Origin of the sequence: Streptomyces sp. FXJ1.172, from assembly GCF_001636945.3 — a bacterium.
Lineage (GTDB): Bacteria > Actinomycetota > Actinomycetes > Streptomycetales > Streptomycetaceae > Streptomyces.
This window is the reverse complement of record NZ_CP119134.1, coordinates 79,845-104,683: the sequence shown is the minus strand read 5'-3', so window position 1 is coordinate 104,683 and position 24,839 is coordinate 79,845. Positions and strand designations below refer to the sequence as shown.

Below are 24,839 nucleotides of genomic sequence, written 5' to 3'. Positions count from 1 at the left end.
ACGACATGACCTCCCCTTCCGACTCCATCGCGCTGGGGGCCTTCCTCAAGGCACGTCGGGCACAACTCACGCCACTCCAGTGCGGCCTGCCCGCGGGGGACTCCGGCCGCCGGGTCACGGGACTGCGCCGTGAGGAGGTCGCCCGGCTCGCCGCGATCAGCGTCGACTACTACACCCGGCTCGAACAGGGCAGGGTCCGCGCCTCCGCCCCCGTGCTCGCCACACTCGCCCGCGCCCTGCGCCTCGACGAGGACCAGCAGCGATACCTCTACGAGGTGGCCGGCCGGAGCGACGCACGCCCTCCTCGGCGCCGGCCCGCCCAGCGGGTACGACCCGCCCTGCGACGCCTGCTCGACCAGCTCCCGCACTCCCCCGCGGTGGTCCTCGGCAAGCGCCTGGACGTCCTCGCCTGGAACCCGGCCGCCGCGGCCCTCTACACCGACTTCGCCGCCGTCCCGGCCGACCGGCGCAACTACCTGCGTCTGCTCTTCACCGACGCCGCGATCCGGGGAATGCACCGGGACTGGGCGCACGACGCCCGCGATGCCGTCGCAGCCCTGCGCATGGAGGCCGCGGCCGACCCCGACGACGCCGCCCTCGCCGTCCTCGTCGGCGAACTGACCATCCAGGACCCCGACTTCCGTACCTGGTGGGCCCAACACCGCGTCACCGGCGCGACTCACGGCACCAAGCACTACCGCCACCCCCTCGTCGGCGACCTCACCCTCGACTGCGACACCTGGGCCGACCCCGACGGCTGCGGACAACGCCTGATGGTCCTGACCGCCGAACCCGGCAGCCCCTCGCACGACGCCCTGCGCATCCTCACGTCCTGGACCGCAGGGCACACGGGCCCGGTGCGACACGGGATCGCGTAGCGGACCGCTCGCGTCCCGGGCAGGTGAACCCGCGTCCCGTCCCCTCTCGTACTCGTAGCGGGAGGTGGCGCATGCTCGCGTACGACATCCGGGGCAGCGGACCTGGTCTGGTGCTCCTGCACGGCATCGGGGGCACCGCGGCCGATACCTGGCGGACGCTGGTGGACAGCCTCGCGGCCGAGCACACGATTCTGCTCGCCGACCTTCCGGGATCGGGGCGCACCCCGCTGCCCGGCGGCAGGCTGGAGGCGAGCAGCGTGGCCGACCGAGTCGTGGCCACGGCCCTGGCAGCCGGGCTGAGCGATTTCGTGATCGCCGGGCCCTCGCTCGGTGCGGCCGTCGCCGTCAAGGTCGCCGCCCGTCATCCCGCCCGGGTCCGCGGCCTGTTCACCCTCGCCGGCTTTGCCCGGCCCCGCACCCGGCTGTGGCTCGGTCTGGAGACGTGGGCGTCGTTGCGCGCCCGCCACGACGACGAGCTGAGCGCCTTTTTGACCTCGGTGTCCTTCTCCGAGGAGTACCTGGCCGCACGCACACCGGAAGCGGCCCGGCACCTGACCGCCCGGCTTGTGGCGTCCGCTCCCGGCACCGCCGAGCAAATCGCCTTCGCGCTCGGCATCGACGTCCGCGGCGACCTCCCCACCGTCGCCGCGCCCACCCTGGTCGTCGCGGCCACGGGAGACCGGTTCGTCGCCCCGGAGCACTCGGTGGAACTCGCCGAGGGTATACCCGGCGCACGCCTGGCCGCGGTCAGGGGCGGACACGCGGCGACGATCGAGGAGCCGGGGCGGACGCTGGAGATCCTCACCGGATTCCTCCGTGACGTCCACCGGTACAGGCCCGACGCCCCCCGCACCGGCGCCCTCCTGCCACCGGCGGGCCACACACCCCGGCTGCCGAGGATCCCGCGTCCCCGCCACCCTCACCAACTCTGACCTCCACGGGAGTCCGACACATCATGCGCGTGCGTTTCGTCGTCCACGAAGCGTTCGAGCCCCCCGGGGCCCACGCACGGTGGGCCCAGGACCGACGGCACACCGTCACCCACTCGAACCTGCCTCGGCCGCAGCTGCTCTGGACCGGCCGGCCGCCGACCACACCCCGGCTCTGTCGTGAACCTGTGCCGTCCACCGATACGTGTCTGTTACGTCAAGGCATACGTGAATACGTGACAACGTTGCCGCTCGTTTCGAACCAAGAGGAAGTCCCCATGGCCAAGTTGTTCTACGACACCGATGCCGACCTGTCCGTCATCCAGGGCCGCAAGGTCGCGGTCATCGGCTACGGCAGCCAGGGCCACGCCCACGCGCTGTCGCTGCGTGACTCCGGTGTCGACGTCCGCGTCGGTCTGCACGAGGGCTCCAAGTCCAAGGCGAAGGCCGAGGAGCAGGGCCTGCGCGTGGTGACCCCCTCGGAGGCCGCCGCCGAGGCCGACGTCATCATGATCCTCGTCCCGGACCCGATCCAGGCCCAGGTCTACGAGAAGGACATCGCCCCGAACCTGAAGGACGGCGACGCCCTGTTCTTCGGCCACGGCCTGAACATCCGCTACGGGTTCATCAAGCCCCCGGCCGGCGTCGACGTCTGCATGGTCGCCCCGAAGGGCCCGGGCCACCTGGTCCGCCGCCAGTACGAGGAGGGCCGCGGCGTTCCCTGTCTCGTCGCCGTCGAGCAGGACCCCTCCAAGGGCGCCCTCGCGCTGGCCCTGTCGTACGCCAAGGGCATCGGCGGCACCCGTGCTGGCGTCATCAGGACCACGTTCACCGAGGAGACCGAGACCGACCTGTTCGGCGAGCAGGCCGTCCTGTGCGGTGGTACGGCCGCGCTGGTCAAGGCGGGCTTCGAGACCCTGACCGAGGCCGGCTACCAGCCGGAGATCGCCTACTTCGAGTGCCTGCACGAGCTGAAGCTGATCGTGGACCTCATGTACGAGGGCGGCCTGGAGAAGATGCGCTGGTCCATCTCCGAGACCGCCGAGTGGGGCGACTACGTCACCGGCCCGCGCATCATCACCGACGCCACCAAGGCCGAGATGAAGAAGATCCTCTCCGAGATCCAGGACGGCTCCTTCGCCAAGAACTGGATGGACGAGTACCACGGCGGTCTGAAGCAGTACAACGAGTACAAGCAGCAGGACTCCGAGCACCTGCTGGAAACCACCGGCAAGCAGCTGCGCAAGCTGATGAGCTGGGTGGACGAGGAGGCGTAGCCCCTCATGCCGGCCGGCCGGCCGTTCAGTCGGCCAGCCGGTCCAGGATCACGGTCGCGAGGCGGAGCGCGGCGTGCAGTTCCGTCACCTCGGCGACGGTGGGCCGGACGACACCGGACCAGTCGCCGCGCAGCCCCGGCCAGACCGCCAGCAGGACCTGAGTGCCCGTGAGGCCCAGGTGAGCGGTGACGTCTATCCGCTCGGCACCCGCGGGAGTCCAGGACAGCAGTACGCGGCCCTGCGGGACTCGGGACGGTCCGTCCAGCGGCATCCAGGTGGCCATGAGTATGCCGTTCACCGATGTGACGAGCGCGCCCTGGACGCCGGCCGGCATGGGCTCGCGCGTCAGTGAGGCCAGTGGGACGGGCTCCCGGGAGGTCTCGGAGCCGCGTACCAGCGTGAGAACGGGCCTGTCCGCGCGGTCAGTCCTGGGCCGCCGCCTGGACGACGGCCGTACGGCTCGTGAAGGGTGACAGCACGGCCGGCCGCACCTGTCGTACCTCGTCATGTTCTCCCCCTCCGCACCCGGCATGGACTTCGTGGGACTCAGCCTGCCGGGGCGGGGTACCGGACACATCCGTCATCTGACTGCGTGACCTGCGGGAAGTGGCGCCGCCGGCTCGTCGCCGTCCGCGTGTGTCTGCCGCGCCACGTGTTCCAGCAGTGCCATGACGGCGGGCAGTGCGGGTTCGGCGTCCGGCGTCGGGTGTGTGGTCACCTCCCACACCTGGGCGAGGAGCCGGGCCAGCCGGCCGCCGCCGGCGTACGTCAGGGCGACGCTGCCCTCCACCACGGTCTCGCGTACGCGGGCCGGGGTGAACTGTCCGTCGCCGGCACAGGCCACGAGAAGGCGAGTAGCCAGCACCCGCTCAAGCGGCGCCGGGGTCCAGACGCCCCGGTCGAGGTCCTCCGCAAGGGCGGCGGTCAGCGAGGTGAGCCGCTCCGCGGCCGACGTGTGCCGTTCCAGGACGGTACGGGGAGCGACTGAGTGATGGGGCATGTGGGAATCGATCGCCTTCTGCTGTGCACGGTGGGTCGGGTGGGTGGGTGTCCGTCGTTCCGCCATGTCATGCCGCCCTTGCCGGTGCCCGGGGCGGTGTAGGTTTCAACCAAGAATACGTGTCTCACGGGCGCTTCCAGCACCGGCCCGTTTCCACCGGAGAGAGACCGGAGCATCAATGAGGTCGGACGCAAGCTTGAACCGGCTGCGCATCCTCGCGGCGGCGGCAGAGGTGCTCGCCGCTGGCGGCGACAGCTCGCTGAAGTCCATCGCGCGCAGAGCGGGGGTGGGCCAGGGGACGCTCTACCGCCATTTCCCCACCAGGGAGTCTCTGGTCCTCGAGGTGTACTGGCAGGAGGTGGACGAGATGGTGACCGCCGTGCCCGTCCTCCTGGACACCCTGTGTCCGCGGCTCGCGCTGCGCGCGTGGCTGGACCGCCTGCTGATGCTCGGCAGGAGCACGCCGGAGCTGGCGGGCGCGATGCGGGCAGCCACCGCCGCGCTGACGGAAGCGTGCCGGGAGCCGTACCGGCCGCTGATGGAGGCCATGACGGCGCTGGTGGGCGCCAACGAGGCGGCCCGGACCATCGTCCCCGGAACGACGGCCGACGACGTACTTCTGCTGCTCGGCCCCTTGTGGCACGTCGGCGCTCGGGAGGAGGACCGGGCCAGGGCCGAGCGGCTCTTCGAGGTGCTCATGCGGGGGCTGTGCCCGTCGGCCGCCGCGCAGGCCGGGTGAACCTCCGTGGGTGTGCGGGCCGTTCTGCCGGGTGTGATCGCTCCTCGTTTCCTGGCACACGTGCCGGACACCGGGCCGCGGGTCGGCCGTGGTCGTCTCGCGCACGGCGGGCTGCACCTGCTGCTCACCCTGAACTCCCTGCTCGTCGTGCTCATCTCCGTCAACAGGAAGGCCGACAGCACCCTAGCGTTCGTCGCGGCCAACGGGTTCCTGCGCTGGGTCGAGATCAACAACATGCTGCTCGGCCTGTGCACCGTCGTGCTGTACTACCTGGTCGCCGCTCGTGTGGTGAACGACTCGCGGTGCCGGCGACGCGGGGGCCTCCTCCCGCTCGGAGTGCTCTTCGCGGCCGGTGCGTACGTGTACGCCCTGAGCCTCGGCGACCACGAGGTCACCAACTATCTGCACGGCCGGTTCTGCGCCGAGAGCCTCCCGGAGATCTGCCGCGTCGTCGCCTTCAACGACGACGTGTTCTCCGACGTCGTCTTCCTCACCGGGTTCACGCTGCTCAACACGATGCTCATGCTGACCCAGTTCCGCTTCCCGGCCGACCGTGCGCCGCGCCCGTGGGACAACGTCCTGATCACCGTGAACGCCCTGTTCATCGGCGCGGGCATCACGGCCAACCTGGCTTTCGAGAAAGCGGTGTTCGACCCGTTCGTGGTAGGTGCGACGGCCGTGTTCGCGCTGGCCCTGCTGAGGATCGCGCCGCGCCAGCCGATCCTTCGCTACTACGGCATCGCCTACACCGTCGGGCTCCTGGCCACGGCCCTGATCAAGATGGCCTGACCCGCCGTGCGCTCAGTAGAGGTCTTCGACCGGGCAGAGCGATGACGACCGTACGGTCTCCACATACAGCCACGTCAGGGTCAGGGTGAGCCCGAACGCGGCCGCCCAGGACTGGTCACGGGACGCGCCGTGCCGGATGGCGTCCTCCACCTGATTGACGTGCAGTGACAGGAACGACGCCCCGAGGACGACGCCCAGGACGCCCATGAAGACGCCGAGGCCGACGGGGCGCAGGCCCAGGCCGTCCGCTCCCATGAGGGGGTACAGGATCCAGTCCACGAGGGCGAGCAGGCACGCTGCGAGCAGCGCGGCGCCGACGGAGCCGTAAACGCGGCGGTGCACCCGCATCCAGTGCAGTCGGCGGGCGAGCAGGACACCGGCAAAGGCCGCCATCGTGCCGAGCACGGTCTGGACGAGGACACCCGGCGAAAGGTGACGGGAGACCGCGGTCGACAGGGCGCCGAGGAAGACGCCCTGCAACGCGGCGAACGTCAGGGCCAGGGCCGCGGACGTCGGGTTCTTGCGGCACTGGAGCACCACGAGCGCCGCGGCGAGGAGTCCGGCGCAGGCGGCGATGCCGTACGACGCGGCCGTACCGGGCGCGGCGAGCGGCAGCAGCGTCCACGACGACACGGTCGCGAGGGCTGCCACCCCGAGCCCCGCCGCCGCGCGGGGCAGGACGTCGTCCATCGTCATCAGGTCACCGACGACGAACGGCCACGCGAACGGGCCGTCCTCGTAGGCCTGCTCGACGTCCTTGCCCGCCCTGATCCGCTCCCGTGCCACGGCGATCCCCGCCCGCGGGTCCCTGGCCGCCGTCTTCCGTCCACCGCGCCGCTGGAACTGTGGCCGGGAGAGTACCGGATTGCTGCTCTTCAGCACACGCTGCTGCTCGACCGCTGTCACGCCAGTTCCCTCTTCTCCATGTCGGACGTACCGCCGGCGGTCGGAAGGCTCTGGGGTACCGACGGGTGCGCCGGAGGTGCCGGCCGACATTCAGCCTGCGCTGCCGGACAACGCCGCACATCAGTCACTTGACGGTGAGATGCGAGGCATGTGTGCGGTCGGCGGCGGGTGTTCAGGCCAGGTCGAATCCCAGCGCCCGGGCGGCCGCCTCGGGGGTGGGCTGTGACCAGTGCTCGGCCACGGCCTCGTCGGTGGACAGCGACCGCGACAGGGCCGTGTCCAGATAGAGCGTGCCGTTGAGGTGGTCGGTCTCGTGCTGCATGATGCGCGCCGGCCAGCCGGTGAACACCTCGTCGATCGTGTGGCCGCGCTCGTCCTGCCCCCGCAGCCGTACCTGGGCGTGGCGGGCCACCACCGCCTGCCAGCCGGGCACGCTCAGGCAGCCCTCGAAGAAGGCGGCCCGGGCGTCGCCCTCGGGCGCGTAGGCCGGATTGACCAGCACGCGGAACGGCAGTGGAACGCGTCCGCGCGCCTGCATGACCTCCTTCGGCCCGCGTGCGCGGTCCTCCACCACCGCGATGCTCAGCGAAACGCCGACCTGGGGCGCGGCCAGTCCCACTCCCGGGGCCGCGTGCATCGTCTCGCGCAGCGCGGCCACGAACCGGTCGAGCAGCGCGTCGTCGAGCTGGCCGTCGTACGGTTCGGCGGCGCGGCGCAGGACGGGAGCACCTGCGGCGACGATGGGCAGCGGACCGCCGGGCGCCAGGAGTTCCTCGACGCGCTCGGCCAGGGACATGTGTGTGCCAGAAGCAGTCATGGGGTCAGCTTGCCAGCCACTCCTGAATACGTGTGACTCCCACGGTGTCTTCCGGTCACTCGGCGAGCACGTGGAAGTGCATCGGGGACTTCGGTACGAGGGGTGTCCGGGCTCCCGCTCGGTCTTCGCCCCCACGGCGGGGCCGAAACGGGAGCCCGGGTGACGGCCGCCCGAATGAGCGCACCCCACAGGGCGGCCGTCGGGTCTCCGCCGCAGCCGATGGGCGGCGGAGACCTGCACCATGGACACGTTTCCGGGGCGGCTTCTGGTTCACATGCCGCAGGCCGATCTTTCTTCACCGGATCCATGAACCACGCTGTAGGGCACCTACGTTGTGCCCATGAAGGAGGGTGTGACGTGGTCGTCCGCCGGTCGTACCCTCCGGCTTGTTCGCAGTACCCCACCTACCAAGGGAAGTCATGAGCGACATCGAATCGAAGCGGCGGGATTTCGACGAGATCGACACCGACGGCGACGGCTTCGTCACCGCCTCGGAGCTGGCCGCCTCGCTTGAGGTCAACCCCAAGGTGAGCGACGACAACATCGCGGCCATCATCAAGATCGCCGACAACGACGGCGACCGCCGGATCGACTTCGAGGAGTACGCGGAACTCGTCCGGTAGTCCCGCACCCGCCGGGTCGCCGCCCCGTCACCGGCCGCCGGTTCTCACCGGACGGTTCGGGGACGGGGCGGCAGCGTCTGCCGGGTGCGGGATCAGACGGGCGTCACGTTGTGGTTGAAGCGGAAGACGTTGGCCGGGTCGTAACGCTTCTTCACCTCGGCAAGCCGGTCGAACCGCTCCGCCCCGTACACGGCCCGGACCCCCTCGAAGCCGGTCGCCTCGTCCGGCGAGAGGAAGTTCACCATGTTCCGCTGCGCCGCCCAGGGCGCGAGCCCGTCCACGACCTTCGCGAGTTCGGCCCGCAGTGTCTCCGCCTGGTCCGGGCCGCCGCGCACGACACTGAAGACGAGGTAGGGAAGACCGCGGCTCGACACCGCGTTGGAGACCGCCGGTTCACGGTCGAACGCGCCGCCGAGCGCCCGGATCTCCACACTCGCCAGGGTGCACCCCGACTCCGGGCCCGTCAGCTCCACCAGCGCCTGCGTCGTCTTCTCGGTGAACTCCTCCAGGCACACGCTACGGTCGAAGTAGGGCATCGGGTCCACCGGGTCCATGTGGATCTCCCCGATCGCGGTGAAGGGCTTCTCCCCCACCAGGTCGATCAGCACCGGCGCGGCCGCACGCAGCGGGGCGACGAGTTCGGCGCCGTCGGCCGCCGAACCGAGGTAGCCGATGCGCAGGTGGACGACGAAGGCACCGCGCAGCGGCTCGGGCAGCACCGGCAGATCAGGCAGACGCTGGATGCTTATGGAGGAAGTCATCTCCTCCCCCACCGTCGGCAGCCAGGCACGCCAGGCCTCCAGCACCTGCGCCAGGTGCTCACCGGGGAAGTAGATGCCGCCGCCGTAGAAGCGCGTGACCGGGAACACCTCGAACTCGATCTCGGTCACCACACCGAAGTTGCCCTTGCAGCCCAGCAGCGCCCAGAACAGGTCCGGTTCGCTCAGCGGCGTCACCCGCCGCAGCTCTCCGTCCGCCGTGACCACGTCCAGCCACCGCACATGGTCGGCGGCATAGCCCAGCGTCCGACCGAGCAGCGGGCTCTGCCCGCCGCCCAGCGTGTACCCGACGACGCCGACGTCCGGGGCCGACCCGACGAGCGGGGCCAGGCCGAACTCGGCCGCGCGCGGCAGCACATCACGCCAGCGCACACCCGCCTCCACCCGCACGGTGCGCTCTTCCGCGTCGACGGTGATGCGCCGCATCCGCTGCGTCGTGATCAGCAGCCCGCCCTGTGCCGACGAGACCACCTGATGGGCCGCGGACTTCACGGCGACCGGCAGCCCGTGCCGCACGGCGAACCGGACGGCCGTTCGGACGTCCAGCTCACTGGTCGCTCCGACGACCACGGCCGGCCGGAAACCACAGACCAGGTTGAACGTGGCGCACTCCGCCTCGTACCCCGCCACGCCCGGCTCCAGGACAGGCCCCGTGACGGAATGCCGCAGAGCCACCACGTCCTGCGGCTGAAGACTCACACTCACCACACCGGGTGCGTCCGCACTCATCTCGATCACAACCTCACTTGCACACGCGGAACGCCACCGCGGCACACCGGGCGGCGATCCCTGACACGAGTGCAACGGACCGCACGTGCCGAGCCGTTCACATCAACATGTCCGGTCCGCATCTTGACAGGGTCGGCCCTGGTGTTGTTCTGAGATGTGTTGTGCGTATCCCATGGGTGTGCTGCCTTCGGGTTCACCGTCGGGCTACACCGCAATAGGTGATGAGGAGCCGGACAGTGACATGAAAAGGCCCAAATCTGGGCGTCCCTTAGACTGCGGTGATTGCATGGGCCCAAACGGATCCGGGTCCGGGCACGGCCAGGTCGGCGCAGAGCACGGGCTCCCGTCATCGGCCGTGGGAGGGCAGCCCGATGAGTGACCTGGACCGGACCGTCTCCCCGGCCTAGACACGGCTGGTCGGCCGGGACGGGGATCTCGCGTTCATCCAGTCCTTCTTCGGTAATTCGGAGGTTCAGGGGGCGGCTCTGCTGCTGTCGGGTGAGGCGGGGGTGGGGAAGTCCGCGGTGCTCGACGCGGTGGCCAGGGGTGCCGTGCGCGGCGGTGTGCGGGTGCTGCGGGCGGCGGGTGTGCAGTTCGAGGCGGACATCAGTTACGCCGGTCTCAACCAGCTGCTCGTGCCGCTCTTCGAGGATTTCGACATCCTGGACGAGGTGCACCGTGACGCGCTGCGGGTCGCGGTCGGCATCGGCGGCGGGCCGCCGCCGGACCGCCTGCTGACCTCCACCGCGGTCCTGCTGCTGCTGCGGCTGACATCCGTGCGCACCCCGCTGCTGATCGTCATCGACGACCTGCCCTGGCTGGACCGGGCGACCAACGCCGTCCTGGGCTTCGTGGCCCGCCGCCTGGTCGGCAGCCGGATCGGTTTCCTGGCCGCCTCCCGCACCGGCTCCGACTCTCCGCGGACAACCGGCGCCTGTCCTTCCGGCATCCGCTGATCGGCTCGGCGGTGGTGGAACTGGCGACCGCCTCGGATCGCAGAAGAGCCCACCAGGCCCTCGCCGACGTCCTCACCGACCAGCCCGAACGCCGCGCCTGGCACCTGGGCGAGGCCGCCGTGGGCCCCGACGAGACCGTCGCCGCCCTGCTGGAGGAGGCCGCACGCCGCCGGCTGCGGCGCGGCGACGCGCTCGGCGCGGTGACGGCAATGACCCGTGCCGCCGGGCTCAGCCCCGCACCCGCCGACGAGAGCCGCCGCCTGGCCGAAGCGGCCTACGCACCATCGGCACACACCTCTACCAGATCTACCCCAAACTGGGCATCACCTCGCGGGCCGCGCTACGGGACGCACTCTCCAGCCTCGGAATGAACGACGGCGGCTGACGACACTCGACCCGACCGCGTCTTCAACCCAGTCATTTGACGTATGTCGCACCCCGGGCCCCCGCGCACAGTGGACGCGGGGGCCGCACCTGGCGCCACCTGGCAACGCGAGAGGGGAACCGGATGCTCGACGCCGCGGACGGCCATCCGGACATCCACTGGCCGTCCGGTTTCTCACCCGACCACGCTGACAGCTTCTGCCAGGCACAGGCCGTCGTGCACGCTCCGCCCACCACGGCCTTCGCCTTGCTCACCGATGTAGCGCGATGGCCGGCATGGGTTCCGGGCATGACCGAGCTACGGGCCGGGCCGCTTGCCCGGACGTTCGAGGCGGAGTTTCACGGGCACCGGTTCGAAATCTTCGTGGGAGAGCACGTACCGCCCCGCCGGCTCGGCTGGTTGGGCGTCGGTGCCGGTGTGCAGCTGTACCAGGCCTGGCTGCTGACCGCGGTCGAGGGCGGCACCCATGTGGTGATCGAGAACGTCGTCCGCGGACCCGGCGTCAACTCCCTCAAGGCCTCGTCTCCCGACTGGGGGCAGCACCTGAACTCCCTGTGGCTCGCGCAGCTCGGGAGACTCTCGGAGAGCGCCCCGGACGCCGACGCGTAGACCGCACCCCACCGCACGATTCGGACAGGGTGTGCTGCGGACAACACACGGCAGCATCCGCACATTCCGTGCTCGGCGACGTGGCGTGTGTCCCGGCCGGGCCGTCAGCCCGCGCGGACTCCATCGAGGAAGCGGCCGGCCAGGTCGACGCGTTCGGCGAGGGTGGCGGTCGTCTGCCCGAAGTCCACGAACAGTTCGTGCACCCCGGCCTCGGCGGCGGCCCGCGCGTAGTCGATGTACTGGGTGAGCGTGCCCTTCCGGGGCATCTGTCCGGGGTCGGTCCTCGATTCGGTGAGCTGGGGGTTGACGCGCAGCGCCATACGCAGGGTGGACGGGTCCCGTTCCGCCTCCACCGCCTCCTTGAGGATGGTGTCCCACATGCCCATGAGGTACGGGAGCGGCATCGCCACCGGCAACCAGCCGCCGAAGCGCCGTCCGATGCGCCGCAGGCCACCGGGCGAGAACGCGGCGAGCAGGACGGGGGGACCCGGCCGCTGCGCCGGCTTGAGGCCCACCACGGTCTCCGGGATGGTGAACAGCGGCCCTTCGTGAGCGAAGACGTCGTTGGCCCAGTACTCCTCCAGGACGTCCAGCGTCTCGTCGAGCCGCGGCCCGCGGCCCTCCCAGGGCACGGCGACCGCGGTGTACTCGTCGGGCATCCAGCCCAGGCCCAGGCCCACGACCAGCCGTCCCCGGCTGAGCACGTCGAGGGTGGTCAGCGACCGGGCCAGCATGATCGGCGGCTGCCACAGGCCGTTCAGCGTGCTCGTGCCCAGGCGGACGCGGGTCGTGTGGGACGCCACGAACGTCAGGGCCACCAGCGGGTCCATGTGGTTCTCGTAGGCACGCGGCATCACGCCCCCGCCACTCGGGTAGGGCGCGCCCGGCACGAGGGGGGCGAGGACACGGTCGCCCGTCCACAGGGAGTCGTATCCCATCTCCTCGGCGGTACGGCAGACGTGGAGCAGGCCTTCCGGCCGGGCGTCGGGGCCGAAGGTCGGTAGGGCCAGGCCTAGTTGCACAGGTGCCTCCTCAAAGGGTGACCCGGTCCGGGTCCTTGCCGGTCAGCGGGATGCCGAGCAGGGCCTCCAGGGCGGCTACCGTCCGGCCGGGCTCCACCGCGTGGACGGTGGCGAACCCCAGCTCGGCCGCGGGCGGCAGATACTGCTCGGTGTCGTCGACGAACACGCACTCCTCGGCCGCCAGGCCGAGTTCCTGGAGCACGAGCTGGAAGATCTCCGGCTCGGGTTTGCGTGTACCGTGGCGCTCGGACAGCACCACCGCGTCGTAGTGCTCGTCCATTTCGTATCCGTCGTACAGGTTCCACGGAGTCAAGCCGACGGAGTTCGAGAGGATGGCGACCCTCACGCCGGCGCGGCGAGCGGCGGCGGCCGCGGCGGTCACCCGCGGCTCGGGACGCAGGTCGGCGAAGAGGCGGCCCATCAGGTTGTCCGGCGGAATGCCGAGGAGTCGTCCGGCCGCTTCGTTCCACTGCGTCTGGGTGAGCGTGCCGCGCTCCAGTTCCTCGGTGCACCGGATCCCCTCGGGGTCCAGGTAGAGGCGGGTGAGCAGGGTCCCTTCGGCCAGTCCGGCGCGTCTTTCGAAGTCGAGCGCGGCGGGCAGCAGAGGTGTGGTCAGCACACCACCGAAGTCGAGGACGAGGCCCTTGCGGTGCTGGGTCATGGTCACACCTTAGAGCGCGGCCGGGAACGGCTTTCCGTCAGGCCGCATGTTTCTCGTCGGTCAGGGCTGCTGTACATGTGAACACAGGGGCAGCATGTGAACCCCGGGTCGGACGGCTGCGTTGTACCGGTGAAAGGGCTTTCCGCCGCCCCGGCGACGGCGGCGGGGGCCCGCCCCCTCTGCGGACCGGCCAGGACGGTCGCAGTCGGCGGGCCGTGCGGTGCCGGAAGAGCCCTGCCTCTTCCGGCAGCGCTGCGGGGTACGCGGTCAGTTCTTCAGCCGATGCGGATGCGCGGGGTACACACCGAGAACGCGTACCTCGGAGGAGAAGAAGCGCAGCTCGTGCAGGGCGAGGGCGACGCGTTCCTCGTCGGGGTGTCCCTCGATCTCGGCGTAGAAGCGGCTGGCGCCGAGCCCCGCGCCCATCTGGTAGCTCTCGATCTTGGTGAGGTTCACCCCGCTGCTCGCGAAGCCTCCGAGCGCCTTGTACAGCGCGCTAGGGATGTTGCGCACGCAGAAGAACAGGCTCGTCATCGTCGGCTCTTCGCAGAACGCGGCCCAGGCAGCGTCCCGGGACAGGACGACGAACCGCGTGGTGTTGTCCGGGTCGTCCTCGACTCCCGAACGCAGAACGTCGAGGCCGTAGAGCCCGGCCGCGGCGGGCGGGGCGAGCGCCGCGTGTCGCGGGTCGCCCAGCTCGGCCACCTCGCGCGCCGCTCCGGCCGTGTCGTCGCTGACGAGGGTGCGCCAGCCGCCCTCCCGCAGCAGTTTGCGGCACTGCCCCAGAGCGTGCACGTGGCTGCGTACGCACTGGACCTGATTCAGCGTCGCGCCCGGCACCCCCATCAGGTCGAAGCGGATGGCGAGGAAGTACTCGGCGACGATGAACAGACCCGACTCCGGCAGCAGATGGTGCACGTCCGCGACGCGGCCGGCCGCGGAGTTGTCCACCGGAATCACGGCGACGTCGGCGGCTCCGAGCGTCACGGCGTCGAGAGCCTGCTCGAAGCCGGTGCACGGCAGTTCGCCGCCCTCGGGGTACAAGGCGCGCGCGGCGGTCGCCGAGTTGGATCCGGGTTCACCCTGATATGCGACGGTAGTCACCTTGTTCAGCCTTCCTGGGGGGCATCCTGTCGTCGGGCGGCAGGAGTTCCGTCACGTACCGCGCCTGATGCAGTATCGGTGCACTGTCCTCGATCAGTGGCACCAGGGTGCGCCGAGGACCGGTCCCGCCCGACGCCAGGGCATGTTCGTACACCGACGCGACCACCTGGTGAACCGCGTGGCCCGCCTGCCGGACCAGCGGGGCGAGCCGCTCCTGGACGGAAGACGGGACGCCCTGCCGTACGGAGGGGGCGTCGTGCACGACCGCCGCCAGGCTGAGCCGCTCGTCGTGCAGCACGGCGGCCAGCTCGGCGGCCGCGGCGGCGGGTGGCATCGGCCAAGTGGCGGCGGGGCCCGCCGTGTTCGGAGCCGAGCCTGCCAGTACGTCGGTCATGCGGCGGGCCGCTCCCAGCGCCAGGGCGGCGACCGCCGTCCAGAGGAAGGCCGCGTCCTCGGGCCGGAGAGGCGTACCCGCTGAGTGCGTGACGAACCCCGCCGGCACATGCACGTCTTCCAGCCGGAACGGGGGCCCGGCCACACCGTCGTCGAAGCCGCGCACCGCGCTGCGGAGCGCCTCGGAAGGCACCACGAACAGGTCGGGGCCGCTGTGCGCCACGGTGTCGCGCTCGTGTTGCCGTTCGCCGCCGCCGAGCGGCAGGGCCAGCCACGCCGCGGTGCCCTCGCACGACGGCACGTGCCACACTCCGGACAGCGTGAAGCCGCCCGTGGCCTTCCGGACCACCGGCCTGTGCCCGAAGTCCGCGGCGGGTTCGACCCTGGTGAGCGGCGCGGCCCAGTTCCAGGTACTGGTGAAGGCCTGCCAGGCCGCGGATGGGTCGGAGTAGCCGTCCGACTCGAAGAACGCGAAAAGCCGCGCGAGGCCGGTGTCGGGTCCGTGCACCTTCAGATAGTCGTCGGGCCGGCAGTGGCCGCCGCGCATGGAGGTCGTCATCTCAGGCAGCCACCTCACGGGTTCCGGCTCCGGTCGTCGTCAGCATGACGTTGTGCAGTTCCTCGCCCCGCTCGTAGCGGTGCAGTTGGCGCCGCAGGAAGTCCACGGTCATCGTGGAAAACGCGTCGGTGAACGCCGCCACGTGCGGGGTGATCAGCGCGCCGGGCAGGTTCCAGAGGGGATGGCCGGGTGGCAGCGGTTCCGGATCGGTGACGTCGAGCGCGACCCGGAGCCGGCCCGCGCGCACTTCCCGCACCACCGCGTGGGTGTCCAGGAGTTCACCGCGGGCGATATTCACCAGCAGGGCCCCGTCTTTCAGCTTCGCCAGTGCGGCCGCGTCGAACATTCCACGCGTCCGGTCGGTCAGCGGTGCGCAGAGCACCACCGCGTCCGCCGTGGGCAGCAGGTCGGGAAGTTCCGCCGCACCGTGCACCGGGCCGACCGGCGTGGTGCGTGCCGTGCGGGCCACGGGTACCACCTCGCACCGGAACGCATCGAGCCGGGCAGCGACGGCCGAACCCACGGCTCCATGGCCGATGACCAGGACGCGCTTGCCGACCAGCGTGGAGTGGAACTCGGGCTGCCACCTTCCCGTGGCCTGCTGGGCCACGAACCGGTCGAGCCCCCGGCACAGCGCCAGCAGCAGAGTGACCGCCAGCTCGGCAGTGGCCTCTCGGTGCACCGCGCGCCCGGTGGCCAGCCGGATCCCGGGGGGCATCCGGTCAAGCAGCGGCACCATGTGGTCATAGCCGGAGCTGAGCAGCTGGAGCACTTCGAGGTTGCGCATCCGCGGCAGCAGGGGACCCAGGACGCGTTCGGCGCCGGGCGCCGGGGGGCCGACGAGGAAGCGGACCTCGGCGGGGTCCCCGGGGAGCGGACCCGATCCGTTCCAGTAGGCGCAGGAAAGCCCGCTGGGCAAGCCCGTGATCCGGTTCGGGTGGTAAGGGAGCCAGACGTCTATGCCGTCGTCCATCGTGCGCATCAGTTTCTTCCCGCTCGGGTGCCGCTTGGGCCGGCATCACGTGCCGCCATTGAAGTGGCGGGCCTGGCGCGGGATGTCGTCCTGCGCTTCCTGTCCTGGCTAGACGATGTCCGGACCGCCCGGGTCGGCATGTGGTCATTCACTCACTTGGTGAACGTGTTTGCCGCGCAGGCGGGTTCACGTGAGGTGTGCCACTCCGCAGGCAGGCCGCTGCTCGGTGCTGACGGTTCCGTCTCGTGCTTCGTACCAGCCGCTTTGAAGACTGCCGCCCAGGAGGTCACGGCCGGACGGCGGCGCAGCAGCTTCTGGCGCTCCCGCTCCGTCATCGCCCCCCAGACACCGTATCGCTCGCGGTGGTCCAGGGCGTGTGCCAGGCAGTCGAGCCGTACCGGACAGGGGTTGCACAGGGCCTTGGCCTCGTTCTGGGCGGCGCCTTCGGCGAACATCCGCTCCGGCTGCGTCCAGCACAGCCCTCGGTCGACCCAGTTCATGCTCGCCTCGCTCCCCTGCGGTGCGCCCACCGGGCTCCGCCTGCCGCTCTCATACACACGTGTTAACAGGTACGTATGACATTAGCTCACATGTCCCCGCTGATGTCGGCAGCCTGGCCACCGGGACGCGCACCGGCCTCGCGGTCGTCCGAACCGGTCAGTCCTCGTACCGGATGCGATGGCACAACGCGGGGATGTCGCCCGTAGCGAGAGCGGGCATGACCTCGGGCAGTTCCTCGAACCGGCTCTCACCGGTGATCAGGGCGTCCAGGGCCGGATCGGAGAGCAGTTCCATGGCGAGGGCGAGCCGGTCGGCGTAGGTGCGACCGGCCCGGGCAGGTGAGACGGTGCCGACCTGGCTGCTGCGGATGGTGAGCCGACGGGAGTGGAAGCCCTCGCCGAGCGGCAGGGAGACCCGCCGGTCGCCGTACCAGCTCAGATCGATCACCGTGCCCTCGGCCCTGAGCAGTTCCAGGGAGCGGGCGAGGCCCTGCTCGGTGGCGCTTGCGTGCACGACCAGGTCGCACTCGCCATGCGCCTCGCCCGGAGCGGCGAAGTCCGCGCCGAGCGCGGCGGCGACCCGGGCCCGTGCGGGGTCGGTGTCCACCAACTGCATGCGCACACCGGGAAACCGGGCCAGCAGGGCGGCCACCGAGCAGCCGACCATGCCGCCGCCGACCACGGCGATCCGGTCGCCGACCAGGGGCGCGGCGTCCCACAGGGCGTTCACAGCGGTCTCCACGGTGCCCGCGAGCACGGCCCGTTCCGCGGGGACGCCGGCCGGCACCGGGGTCACCGCGCTCGTGGGGACGACGTAGCGGGTCTGGTGCGGGTACAGGCAGAACACCGGCCGGCCGGTCAGGTGGGCGGGACCCTCTTCCACGATGCCGACGTTGAGGTAGCCGTACTTCACCGGGGCGGGGAAGTCACCGTCCTGGAACGGTGCCCGCATCACGTCCCACTGACTGGGCGGTACCTGGCCGCGGAACACCAGTGTCTCGGTGCCGCGGCTGACCCCCGACCACAACGCGCGCACCAGGACCTCGCCGTCCTGCGGCGCGGGCAGGGCTACGTCACGTATCTCGCCCTGTCCCGGGGAGCGCAGCCAGAACGCGCGGGCGGAACGGCTCATCGTGGTCCTCCTGTGGATCGGTGCGCCGGGTCGACGACACGTGTCTCGCAGCAGAAGGTACACACCCGCTGTGAGGCCGGGAGTCCGGCCGGCTGGTTCATCCTCCCGGAAGCCGCACAAGAAACTTTTCGGCCATAACCAGGTGACGGGGACCTCGGAGACATCTAGTCTTCTGTCCCGGATGGGGTGGGACGGGCGGTAGTCACGGTATGAGCACAACGCTCATCCAAGAGGCACACAGCGTGTGACCGACTGATCACCGACCGTGCGACGTGCACGGCCACGGCGGGCGCGGGTTCCGGAACCCACCGCTCACCGGATCCGGAGGCGAGCGAGAACGGTCGCCACCGCGGCGAAGAGGAACGACGACGTACTCTCGCCCTTGGGCCTGGCGTGATCCGTACGCACGGGCGCGGCAGCGTTCGGGTCCGGTTGGTTCAGGGCTGAAGGGAGTGGGGGACGGTGCAGTCGATCATCGGGGCCATGGTCGGTCGGGAAAGCGAGCAGGAGGTGCTGTCGCAGTTCGTGGCGGCGTCCGGGGGACGGGCCCTCATCCTGCGGGGTGACACGGGGGTGGGCAAGAGTGCTCTGCTGGACCACGTGGCCGAACTCGCGGCGGACCAGAAGCTCAGGGTGATCCGGGCGGCCGGCGTCGAGGCCGAGTCGGAACTGCCGTTCGCCGGCCTGCACCAGTTCTTGTATCCGCTGCTGCCCTACATCGACCGGTTGGACGACGGGCACCGCTCGGTCTTCGACGTCGTCTTCGGCAGAAGCGAGGGGGCACCCCCCTCGGTCATGACACTCGGCATCGCCGTGCTTGACCTGCTCTCGCTCGCGGCGTCGCAGAAGCCGCTTCTGCTGGTGCTCGACGACGGCCACTGGCTGGATGCCTCCAGCACCGAGGTGTGCGGGTTCGTCGGGCGCCGGCTCACCGGCAGCTCAGTGAAGCTCGTTGTCGTGTTGCGCTCCGACGTGGCCTCGGGCTTCGACACCGCCGCGCTGCCCGAACTGCCGGTGACCACGCTGTCGGAGAAGACCTCCGAACAGCTCCTGGACAGGCACTATCCCGGGCTGGATCCCCAGGTCCGCCGCCTCGTCCTGGACGAGGCACAGGGAAATCCGCTGGCCCTGCTGGAACTGCCGCCCTTCGTGCGCGGCGGCCGGGCCGGACGCGATCCCGAGGAACTGCCCGGGTACACCGGCATCCCGCTGCCACAGCGGCTCCAGCACGTGTACGGCGCACGCATTGAGGCCCTCGGCGACGCCGTGCGTGCGGAGCTGCTGCGCGGCGCCCTGGACGGCGTCGGGGCAGGCACGGCGGCCGCCCGCTCAGGGGGCACGCGCTACCAGATGAAGGACGCCGACGAGGCCGCGGCCTGCGGCCTGCTGGACATCGATCCGCTGACTGGGGACTTCGTCTTCCGACACCCCCTGGTACGGTCCACCGTCGTCCAGATGGCCACCCCCAACGAGCGGCGCGCGGCGCACGCCGTTCTCGCCCGGATCCACGGTGACGACCTGGAGCGGCACGCCACACACCTCGCGGCCTCGACGGTCGACCCCGACGAGCGGGTCGCGACCGCGCTGGAGGCGGCAGCGGACTCCGCCACCCGGCGGGGCGGCGCCGTCGCGGCTGTCACCTGGCTGACGCGTGCCGCGGAGCTGAGCGAGAGCCACGAGGAGCGGTCCAGACGGCTCGGCAGCGCGGCGTTCATCGCCGGGCACGTCGGCCAACTGGACCGGGCCCAGCGGTTGGTCGGCTCCGACAGCGGATCCGACAACGGTGAGTCTCCGGCGTCGGTGATCGCAACGGCCTACGTCGCGCTGTACGAGGACGGGGACGTACGGTCCGCGCAGCGCCGAGTCCTGGCGGCGATCGAGAACATGCGGGCCGACGGTGTACGGGAGCCGAACGAGATGCTCGTACGCCTGGTCAACCTGTTGCTGGCCATCAACCAGTACGCGAGTGACGAGCCATCGTGGGTACGAACCCATGAGCTTCTCGGCTCCCTGGGCGACCTGGTGCCGTTCACGTCGCACATCTACCACGACGCGTGGGGCGACGTGGTGCGGCGTGGTGCGGGCGTGCACGAGCGGGTGGAACGCGCCTTCGCCGACCTCTCCGCCCTCGAACCGTGGGATGTCAGCAGGCTGTCCGTCGCCGCCTACCACGTGGACATACTCAGCCAGTACCGGCGCCATCTGCAACGCACCGTGGACCGCGAGCTGGAGACCGGGGCCGTGGGGCCCGGCATCACCATGCTGCATCTGATCATGCTCGACCAGATGGCGGTCGGAGAGTGGGACTCGGCCGAGCGCACCGGGCAGCGCACTCTGGAGCTGACGACGTCCGAGCACCACGCGCTGTTTGCTCATCACACCCGTGCGTATCTAGGTCTGCTGGCCGCGATGCGGGGCCAGGTCGGGCGCGCACGTGAACTGCAGGCGGTCGTCGACGCCTGGGCCCGCCCCCGCGGCGTCGGCTTCCTCACCCAGATCGCCGACGCCATCGGCACCACCGCCGCCCTCAGCGAAGGCGACTACGAAGCCGCCTACCTCCACGCCATCGGCATCACATCCCCCGGCAGCTTCTCCCCCTACGCCCACCAGGCCTCCCGCACCCTCCTCGACCTCGTCGAAGCAGCCCTGCACACCGGCCGCTCCGAACAGGCCCGCGCCCACGCCCTCGCCGCACGCGACGCACACCTGCCCGATATCTCCCCCCGCCTCGCCCTCATCACCTACGGCGCTCTCGCCATGACCACCACCGACCCCACCGAAGCCGACACCCTCTACAACCGCGCCGAAACCCACCCCGCTGCCGCCACCTTCCCCTTCGAACACGCCCGCATCCGCCTCGCCCACGGCATCCGCCTGCGCCACACCCAAGGCCGCAAAGCCGCAAGGCTGTCCCTGACCCTGGCCGCGGAGACCTTCGAACGACTCGGCGCGCCCACCTGGGCCGAACGAGCCCAGGCCGAACTCCGTGCCACCGGTACGCCCACCGTCGCCTCCTCGGCACACCTCGCCGCGCTGACCTGGCAGGAACGCCGCATCGCGGACCTCGCCGCCGGCGGCCTGACCAACAAGGAGATCGGCGAACGCATGCACCTGTCCCCGCGCACCGTCAGCTCCCACCTCTACCGGGTCTTTCCCAAACTCGGCATCACCTCCCGCGCCGCCCTGCGCGACGCACTGGGCAAGATCCCGGGTGAGCAAAACGCCTAGCCGGAACGCGTGACCGTAAGGTGTGGCCGCATACCGGTGAGCCCAGTGGCCGGCTGCCTGTGACGAGAGGTTCCGAGCGTCGGCCACGGTGTATTCAGCCCCCCGCGGGATGGGCGCGGATGCCGCGTTCGTCGAGCCAGCCGAGCACGTAGTCGGCGACGTAGCGCCATCCGCTGTCGATGACCAGCGAGTGGGCGCGGTCCGCGAACTGCTTCAGGTCGGTCACGGCCGTGGAGTCGCCGTACTGCTTGTAGACGGCACGGGTCACGGAGTCGGGCACCAGCTGGTCCTCCTGCCCGGAGATCAGCAGGAGCGGGCCACGACCCACGTTGGCGATGTCCGCCACTGCGCGCGGGCTGCGGTCGGCGTCCGCGCATCCGAGGTCGGCGAGCAGACGACGTGGTGTCGGCACCACGTACCGCTCGAAGAGCCGGTCGGACTCCTCCGCCTCGACGGTGTTGGCGAAGACGCGGTGGAACTGCTCCGGGGACAGGGACACCAACCGGTCCGCGGCATCCGCCTCGCCGGGGGCCCACACGCGGGTCCGCGATGCGGACAGCGGGACGCCGTTGACCGGGGCGGGTGCGATCGCCACCGCGGCCCGGCCGACATTGGCGCCGATGAGGTGCTGCGCGATGAGCCCGCCGACCGAGTGGCCCACAATCACCGGCGCGATCTCGAACGACCTCACGATCCCGGCGTAGTGGTCCATCAGCGCGTCCAGGCCGACGCCGCCGAGCGACTCGGGAGCCTTGCGCACATCCTGGGCTTTGGCGGCCTCCCCCGGCCATCCGGGCGCCAGGGTAAGGAACCCCCGGCTGGCGAAGCGCTCGGCCCATGACTCCCAGGAAAGCGCGTGCAGCCACGCGCCGTGGATGAAGACGACGGGAGTACGGTTCACTGTTGGCTCCTCCGAGCATGACGACCGCCCGGCACCGACATGCGGGCAACTGTTTCAGCATCGTTCAAGCGCCGAGCAGGGTCGACAGTCGAATGACTTAATGTTCGTGGCCCGCGGCGTACCCGGGCCCGGCCGACGCCACGGGTTGGGCTCCCGCAGCGGGCGTCCGGAGACGGACCGCTGTCCGATTGACGGACATGCGTCCACGCCGACCACCGCCGAAGGAGTTGATGCTCGACGGTCAATCTACTTATGTGCTCCACTCCCGCGGCGGCGAGAGTAGTCGGGCCAGCATCCGCCACAGGGAAGGACCACCCGTCATGAGCGGCAACCAGCCAGCTGTACAAGCCGGCCGAACGGGGGCGCAGGATCGTCTTCGGCTGACCTTGGACATCGAGCGCGTGCTGGACGTCTGTGCGCGCCAGGCGATCAGGGCTGAGTTCCGGTTCAGCCCGGAATCCCCCTTGGCCGTGGACGTGGAGTTCCTCGTCGCAGGCGGCCCGCGGGTGCTGTGGCGTATCGGACGAGACCTCCTGCGGCAGGGGCTGTACTCGATGAGTGGCCTCGGCGACGTCCAGATGTGGCCGGTGGACCTGGAGGAACGGGCGACCGCGCGGCTGCGGCTGGCCTCGCGTGACATGGCGGCCCTGTTCGAGCTGCCCGTGTCACCGCTGGCGGAGTGGCTCGACTACACCTATGAGTTGGTCCCCGCGGGTCACGAACTGGCCGAGGTCGACTGGAACGTGGCCACCGCGGACCTGCTGCACAGCCCCGAGGCCCAGACCGAGTGATCATCCGCAGCGCTCCACTCCCTGCTCGGGGCGCCGCGCCGCGACGAGGACGGGGCCGCCCGCACCTGTGGGGAAGGTCCTCGTCTCCGTCAGCCCGGGGGCGACGAGTTCTCGCCCAGGCACGCCGTGTCGAAGCGATTGCCGCCTGCGCGCACCGCGGTCCACCGGCCGACGCAGCGGTGGAGCGTGTCCTCCAGGGCAAGGTGGGCCTCCGCCACCAACCATCAGCCGGGCACCAGGGCTTCGACGAGGCGGGGCAGGACGGTCCGCAGCGCCTCCTGCGACAGGGACGGCACCGGCAGCCAGACCAGTTCGTGGCTCTCCTTCTGTGACGCGTCCACCGCGTTCCCGCGGCGCCGGAACACCCGAGCGGCAATGGCCGGATCCGCCGCGTCCAGCTCCGCACGGCCAGGCGAAGCGCCCGCCCCGGTGCCCAGGTCCAGGACACGGCTGCCCTACGGCGCCGGCCGGACGGCGCAGCCGGGCAGCCGGGGCACGACCGTCCCGGCGAGGGCGCGCCCGGTCGAAGGCGGCGGCCGAGACGGCCTCGCGCAGGGAGCCAAGCCTCGCCTCCACCGCGCTGCGCACGCGTACGAGTGTCCGCCCGACCGATTGAGGGGCAGACGACGAATCCGCCGGTGCCCCGGCGGACCAGGCCCACGCTCTCCGGCACCGCGGTGTGCTGCGGGTCGCACGTCGGCACATCAGCGAGGGGTTCCGAAAGCGCCTGCCGCTGGGTGCTCACGGCCGCCGCCATGGCCCATCCGGCCGCCTCCAGGGTGGCCGCCGGATTCCCTCCGAGCTGAAGAACGTGTTCCGCGTGTGAACCGAGATGGGGTGGTACTCATCGGCGGGGGCGGCGGGTTCACACCGTTCGCCCGTCGTCGGACCACGAGACGGCGGTCACCGCTGTGGCCCTGGTGACGGCGGACAGGCGCGCGTAGTCGAGCGTTGCCGGCGTGTCCGTCGACCGGTGATAGTGCGGATTGCGGAAGTTCGCGGTGTCCGTGAGCATCAGCGCGGGGATCCCCCGGTTCCAGAAGGGCGCGTGATCGCTGCGCCCCAGGTGACCCATGGGCGGCACGGCCAGCCCGATGAGGAGGCCGAGCAGCCCGTCGGGCCGCGGATCCCGCAGCAACAGAGCCGGGGCCGCCGGGGAAGCCGCCGCGGCCGCCCGGCTCCACACCTCGGCGGCGCCGACCGAGGAACGCCGGTGCACCACGAGAGTGAAGTCGCCCCGGTGCCCCGCGGCCCGGCTCCGGGAAAAGGCCTCGGGGAAGAGCTGTTCAAAGCCGGCGGGAAGCCGCTGAGTGTCCGGGGTGTCCGCGAAATAGCCGACCGACTCCAGGCAGATCATGCCCCGCACACCACCGCTCCGGCCTAGTTCGCGGGCCGCCTGGCGGGCTCCGATCAGGCCGAGTTCCTCCATGTCGAACACGGCCAGGACAACGCGCGGGGGTACGGGCGCCGCGGACAACAGGCGAGCCGTCTCCAGCACCACCGCCACACCGGAGGCATTGTCGTCCGCGCCGGGGCTGCCACTGACGCTGTCCAGGTGCGCGCCTACCACCACGACCGGCCCGTCGCCGGATCCGGGCAGCGAGGCGATGAGGTTCGCCCCTCGCAGGCGCCGGTGGAGTCGCAGCTTGAGAGCGAGCGTCCGGTGACCGTGCCGGTCCGTCGAGCCGATCCGCCAGCGCACGTCGAACGGCCGCCGCTCCACCAGCCAGCCCGCGGCGGTCAGTTCGTCATGGACGTACTCCTCGGCGCGCCGCATGGCTCGTGGTGCCCGGCGTCGGCTGCGTGGCTCGGCGGCGAGGAACTCCACGTGCCGCCGCAGCCGCGCAGCATCCGGGGCCGGGCCTGCGCCAGGGAGCGCTGTCGGGTCGTTCGTCATCCGGTACTCCGGTCGCCGCTGGTTCGAAGACGCAGGGTCCGCCGGCGCAGGACGCCCTGATCACGAACGGGCTGACAGCCGTTCCGCGGCGGGGGTACCGCGGCATGTCCGGTGCACTCGGCGCGACTTTCCGGTCTTCTGCGTGAACCCGCCCCGGCCTCCCTCCCGTTGCCCCGGAGAAGAACTCCTGTGGCCGGGGTGTTTCCTGGCTGGCCCGGCCGCAGGAACGGGGCGGCCGTCCTCACACTCTTCCCCGATGTGA

25 protein-coding genes are annotated in these 24,839 nt (G+C 70.8%); 11 read left to right on the top strand and 14 right to left on the bottom strand.

Annotated features, from left to right (window positions below):
• The first annotated feature begins 5 nt into the window (after positions 1-5).
• From A6P39_RS42435 to ilvC, 3 genes are all read left to right on the top strand, one after another.
• Complete coding sequence (locus tag A6P39_RS42435; RefSeq protein WP_275884282.1) at positions 6-878, top strand: helix-turn-helix domain-containing protein; 873 nt, start codon at positions 6-8, stop codon at positions 876-878.
• Positions 879-949: 71 nt separating this feature from the next.
• Entirely contained in the window at positions 950-1,810 is an 861-nt protein-coding gene (locus A6P39_RS42430) for an alpha/beta fold hydrolase (RefSeq protein ID WP_275884281.1), read from the top strand.
• 275 nt (positions 1,811-2,085) lie between these two features.
• On the top strand, positions 2,086-3,084 hold the full coding sequence (gene ilvC, locus A6P39_RS42425) for a ketol-acid reductoisomerase (RefSeq protein ID WP_275884280.1): 999 nt from the start codon (positions 2,086-2,088) through the stop codon (positions 3,082-3,084).
• A 25-nt stretch (positions 3,085-3,109) separates the two neighbouring features.
• On the opposite strand, the gene A6P39_RS42420 is transcribed toward ilvC, so the two are convergent.
• Positions 3,110-3,418, bottom strand: coding sequence for a hypothetical protein (locus A6P39_RS42420; protein ID WP_275884279.1), 309 nt, complete (start codon positions 3,416-3,418; stop codon positions 3,110-3,112).
• Positions 3,419-3,664: 246 nt separating this feature from the next.
• Positions 3,665-4,084: a hypothetical protein gene (locus tag A6P39_RS42415; protein WP_275884278.1), complete on the bottom strand. Its 420-nt coding sequence runs from the start codon at positions 4,082-4,084 to the stop codon at positions 3,665-3,667.
• A 178-nt stretch (positions 4,085-4,262) separates the two neighbouring features.
• On the opposite strand from A6P39_RS42415, the gene A6P39_RS42410 reads away from it, so the two are divergent.
• Positions 4,263-4,823, top strand: coding sequence for a TetR/AcrR family transcriptional regulator (locus A6P39_RS42410; RefSeq protein ID WP_275884277.1), 561 nt, complete (start codon positions 4,263-4,265; stop codon positions 4,821-4,823).
• 60 nt (positions 4,824-4,883) lie between these two features.
• The gene (locus tag A6P39_RS42405) at positions 4,884-5,612 is read left to right on the top strand and encodes a hypothetical protein (RefSeq protein ID WP_275884276.1); all 729 of its coding nucleotides are present in this window, start codon (positions 4,884-4,886) and stop codon (positions 5,610-5,612) included.
• 12 nt (positions 5,613-5,624) lie between these two features.
• Here A6P39_RS42405 and A6P39_RS42400 read toward each other — a convergent pair whose 3' ends face one another.
• Positions 5,625-6,518: a Bax inhibitor-1/YccA family membrane protein gene (locus tag A6P39_RS42400; protein WP_275884275.1), complete on the bottom strand. Its 894-nt coding sequence runs from the start codon at positions 6,516-6,518 to the stop codon at positions 5,625-5,627.
• 172 nt (positions 6,519-6,690) lie between these two features.
• Positions 6,691-7,335, bottom strand: coding sequence for a peptide deformylase (locus A6P39_RS42395; protein WP_275884274.1), 645 nt, complete (start codon positions 7,333-7,335; stop codon positions 6,691-6,693).
• A gap of 419 nt (positions 7,336-7,754) precedes the next feature.
• On the opposite strand from A6P39_RS42395, the gene A6P39_RS42390 reads away from it, so the two are divergent.
• Positions 7,755-7,958, top strand: a complete 204-nt coding sequence (locus tag A6P39_RS42390; protein ID WP_275884273.1) for an EF-hand domain-containing protein — start codon at positions 7,755-7,757, stop codon at positions 7,956-7,958.
• Between the two features lie 92 nt (positions 7,959-8,050).
• Here the strand turns inward: A6P39_RS42390 and A6P39_RS42385 are convergent, their stop codons facing one another.
• Complete coding sequence (locus tag A6P39_RS42385) at positions 8,051-9,466, bottom strand: FAD-binding oxidoreductase (protein WP_275884272.1); 1,416 nt, start codon at positions 9,464-9,466, stop codon at positions 8,051-8,053.
• A gap of 413 nt (positions 9,467-9,879) precedes the next feature.
• Between A6P39_RS42385 and A6P39_RS42380 the strand changes: the two genes are divergently transcribed.
• The 3 genes from A6P39_RS42380 to A6P39_RS42370 all read left to right on the top strand — a co-directional run bounded on the left by A6P39_RS42380 (position 9,880) and on the right by A6P39_RS42370 (position 11,416).
• Positions 9,880-10,422 (top strand): AAA family ATPase, encoded by a 543-nt coding sequence (locus tag A6P39_RS42380; protein WP_331454236.1) that lies wholly within the window; start codon positions 9,880-9,882, stop codon positions 10,420-10,422.
• Positions 10,423-10,436: 14 nt separating this feature from the next.
• Positions 10,437-10,793 (top strand): hypothetical protein, encoded by a 357-nt coding sequence (locus A6P39_RS42375; protein WP_275884271.1) that lies wholly within the window; start codon positions 10,437-10,439, stop codon positions 10,791-10,793.
• 137 nt (positions 10,794-10,930) lie between these two features.
• Positions 10,931-11,416, top strand: coding sequence for an SRPBCC family protein (locus tag A6P39_RS42370; RefSeq protein ID WP_275884270.1), 486 nt, complete (start codon positions 10,931-10,933; stop codon positions 11,414-11,416).
• Positions 11,417-11,520: 104 nt separating this feature from the next.
• On the opposite strand, the gene A6P39_RS42365 is transcribed toward A6P39_RS42370, so the two are convergent.
• The 7 genes from A6P39_RS42365 to A6P39_RS42335 all read right to left on the bottom strand — a co-directional run bounded on the left by A6P39_RS42365 (position 11,521) and on the right by A6P39_RS42335 (position 17,760).
• A complete protein-coding gene (locus tag A6P39_RS42365) occupies positions 11,521-12,438 on the bottom strand; it encodes a TIGR03619 family F420-dependent LLM class oxidoreductase (RefSeq protein WP_275884269.1) in 918 nt (305 codons plus the stop codon).
• A 10-nt stretch (positions 12,439-12,448) separates the two neighbouring features.
• The gene (locus tag A6P39_RS42360; protein WP_275884268.1) at positions 12,449-13,099 is read right to left on the bottom strand and encodes an HAD-IA family hydrolase; all 651 of its coding nucleotides are present in this window, start codon (positions 13,097-13,099) and stop codon (positions 12,449-12,451) included.
• A 267-nt stretch (positions 13,100-13,366) separates the two neighbouring features.
• A complete protein-coding gene (locus A6P39_RS42355) occupies positions 13,367-14,203 on the bottom strand; it encodes a prephenate dehydratase (protein ID WP_275884267.1) in 837 nt (278 codons plus the stop codon).
• Positions 14,178-15,155 carry a hypothetical protein gene (locus A6P39_RS42350; RefSeq protein WP_275884266.1) on the bottom strand — a complete coding sequence of 326 codons (978 nt, stop codon included), beginning with the start codon at positions 15,153-15,155 and terminating at the stop codon, positions 14,178-14,180. Before A6P39_RS42350 ends, A6P39_RS42355 begins: the two co-directional genes overlap by 26 nt.
• 1 nt (position 15,156) lies before the next feature.
• Positions 15,157-16,128 (bottom strand): 2-hydroxyacid dehydrogenase, encoded by a 972-nt coding sequence (locus A6P39_RS42345; protein WP_275884397.1) that lies wholly within the window; start codon positions 16,126-16,128, stop codon positions 15,157-15,159.
• A gap of 152 nt (positions 16,129-16,280) precedes the next feature.
• Entirely contained in the window at positions 16,281-16,628 is a 348-nt protein-coding gene (locus A6P39_RS42340; RefSeq protein ID WP_275884265.1) for a WhiB family transcriptional regulator, read from the bottom strand.
• Positions 16,629-16,785: 157 nt separating this feature from the next.
• On the bottom strand, positions 16,786-17,760 hold the full coding sequence (locus A6P39_RS42335) for a dehydrogenase (RefSeq protein WP_275884264.1): 975 nt from the start codon (positions 17,758-17,760) through the stop codon (positions 16,786-16,788).
• Positions 17,761-18,243: 483 nt separating this feature from the next.
• On the opposite strand from A6P39_RS42335, the gene A6P39_RS42330 reads away from it, so the two are divergent.
• On the top strand, positions 18,244-20,988 hold the full coding sequence (locus A6P39_RS42330) for a helix-turn-helix transcriptional regulator (RefSeq protein ID WP_275884263.1): 2,745 nt from the start codon (positions 18,244-18,246) through the stop codon (positions 20,986-20,988).
• A gap of 94 nt (positions 20,989-21,082) precedes the next feature.
• On the opposite strand, the gene A6P39_RS42325 is transcribed toward A6P39_RS42330, so the two are convergent.
• Entirely contained in the window at positions 21,083-21,889 is an 807-nt protein-coding gene (locus tag A6P39_RS42325) for an alpha/beta hydrolase (protein WP_275884262.1), read from the bottom strand.
• Between the two features lie 320 nt (positions 21,890-22,209).
• Here A6P39_RS42325 and A6P39_RS42320 point away from each other — a divergent pair, with 320 nt between their 5' ends.
• Complete coding sequence (locus tag A6P39_RS42320) at positions 22,210-22,680, top strand: SsgA family sporulation/cell division regulator (protein ID WP_275884261.1); 471 nt, start codon at positions 22,210-22,212, stop codon at positions 22,678-22,680.
• A gap of 865 nt (positions 22,681-23,545) precedes the next feature.
• Here the strand turns inward: A6P39_RS42320 and A6P39_RS42315 are convergent.
• The gene (locus A6P39_RS42315) at positions 23,546-24,577 is read right to left on the bottom strand and encodes a M28 family peptidase (protein WP_275884260.1); all 1,032 of its coding nucleotides are present in this window, start codon (positions 24,575-24,577) and stop codon (positions 23,546-23,548) included.
• Positions 24,578-24,839: the final 262 nt, after the last annotated feature.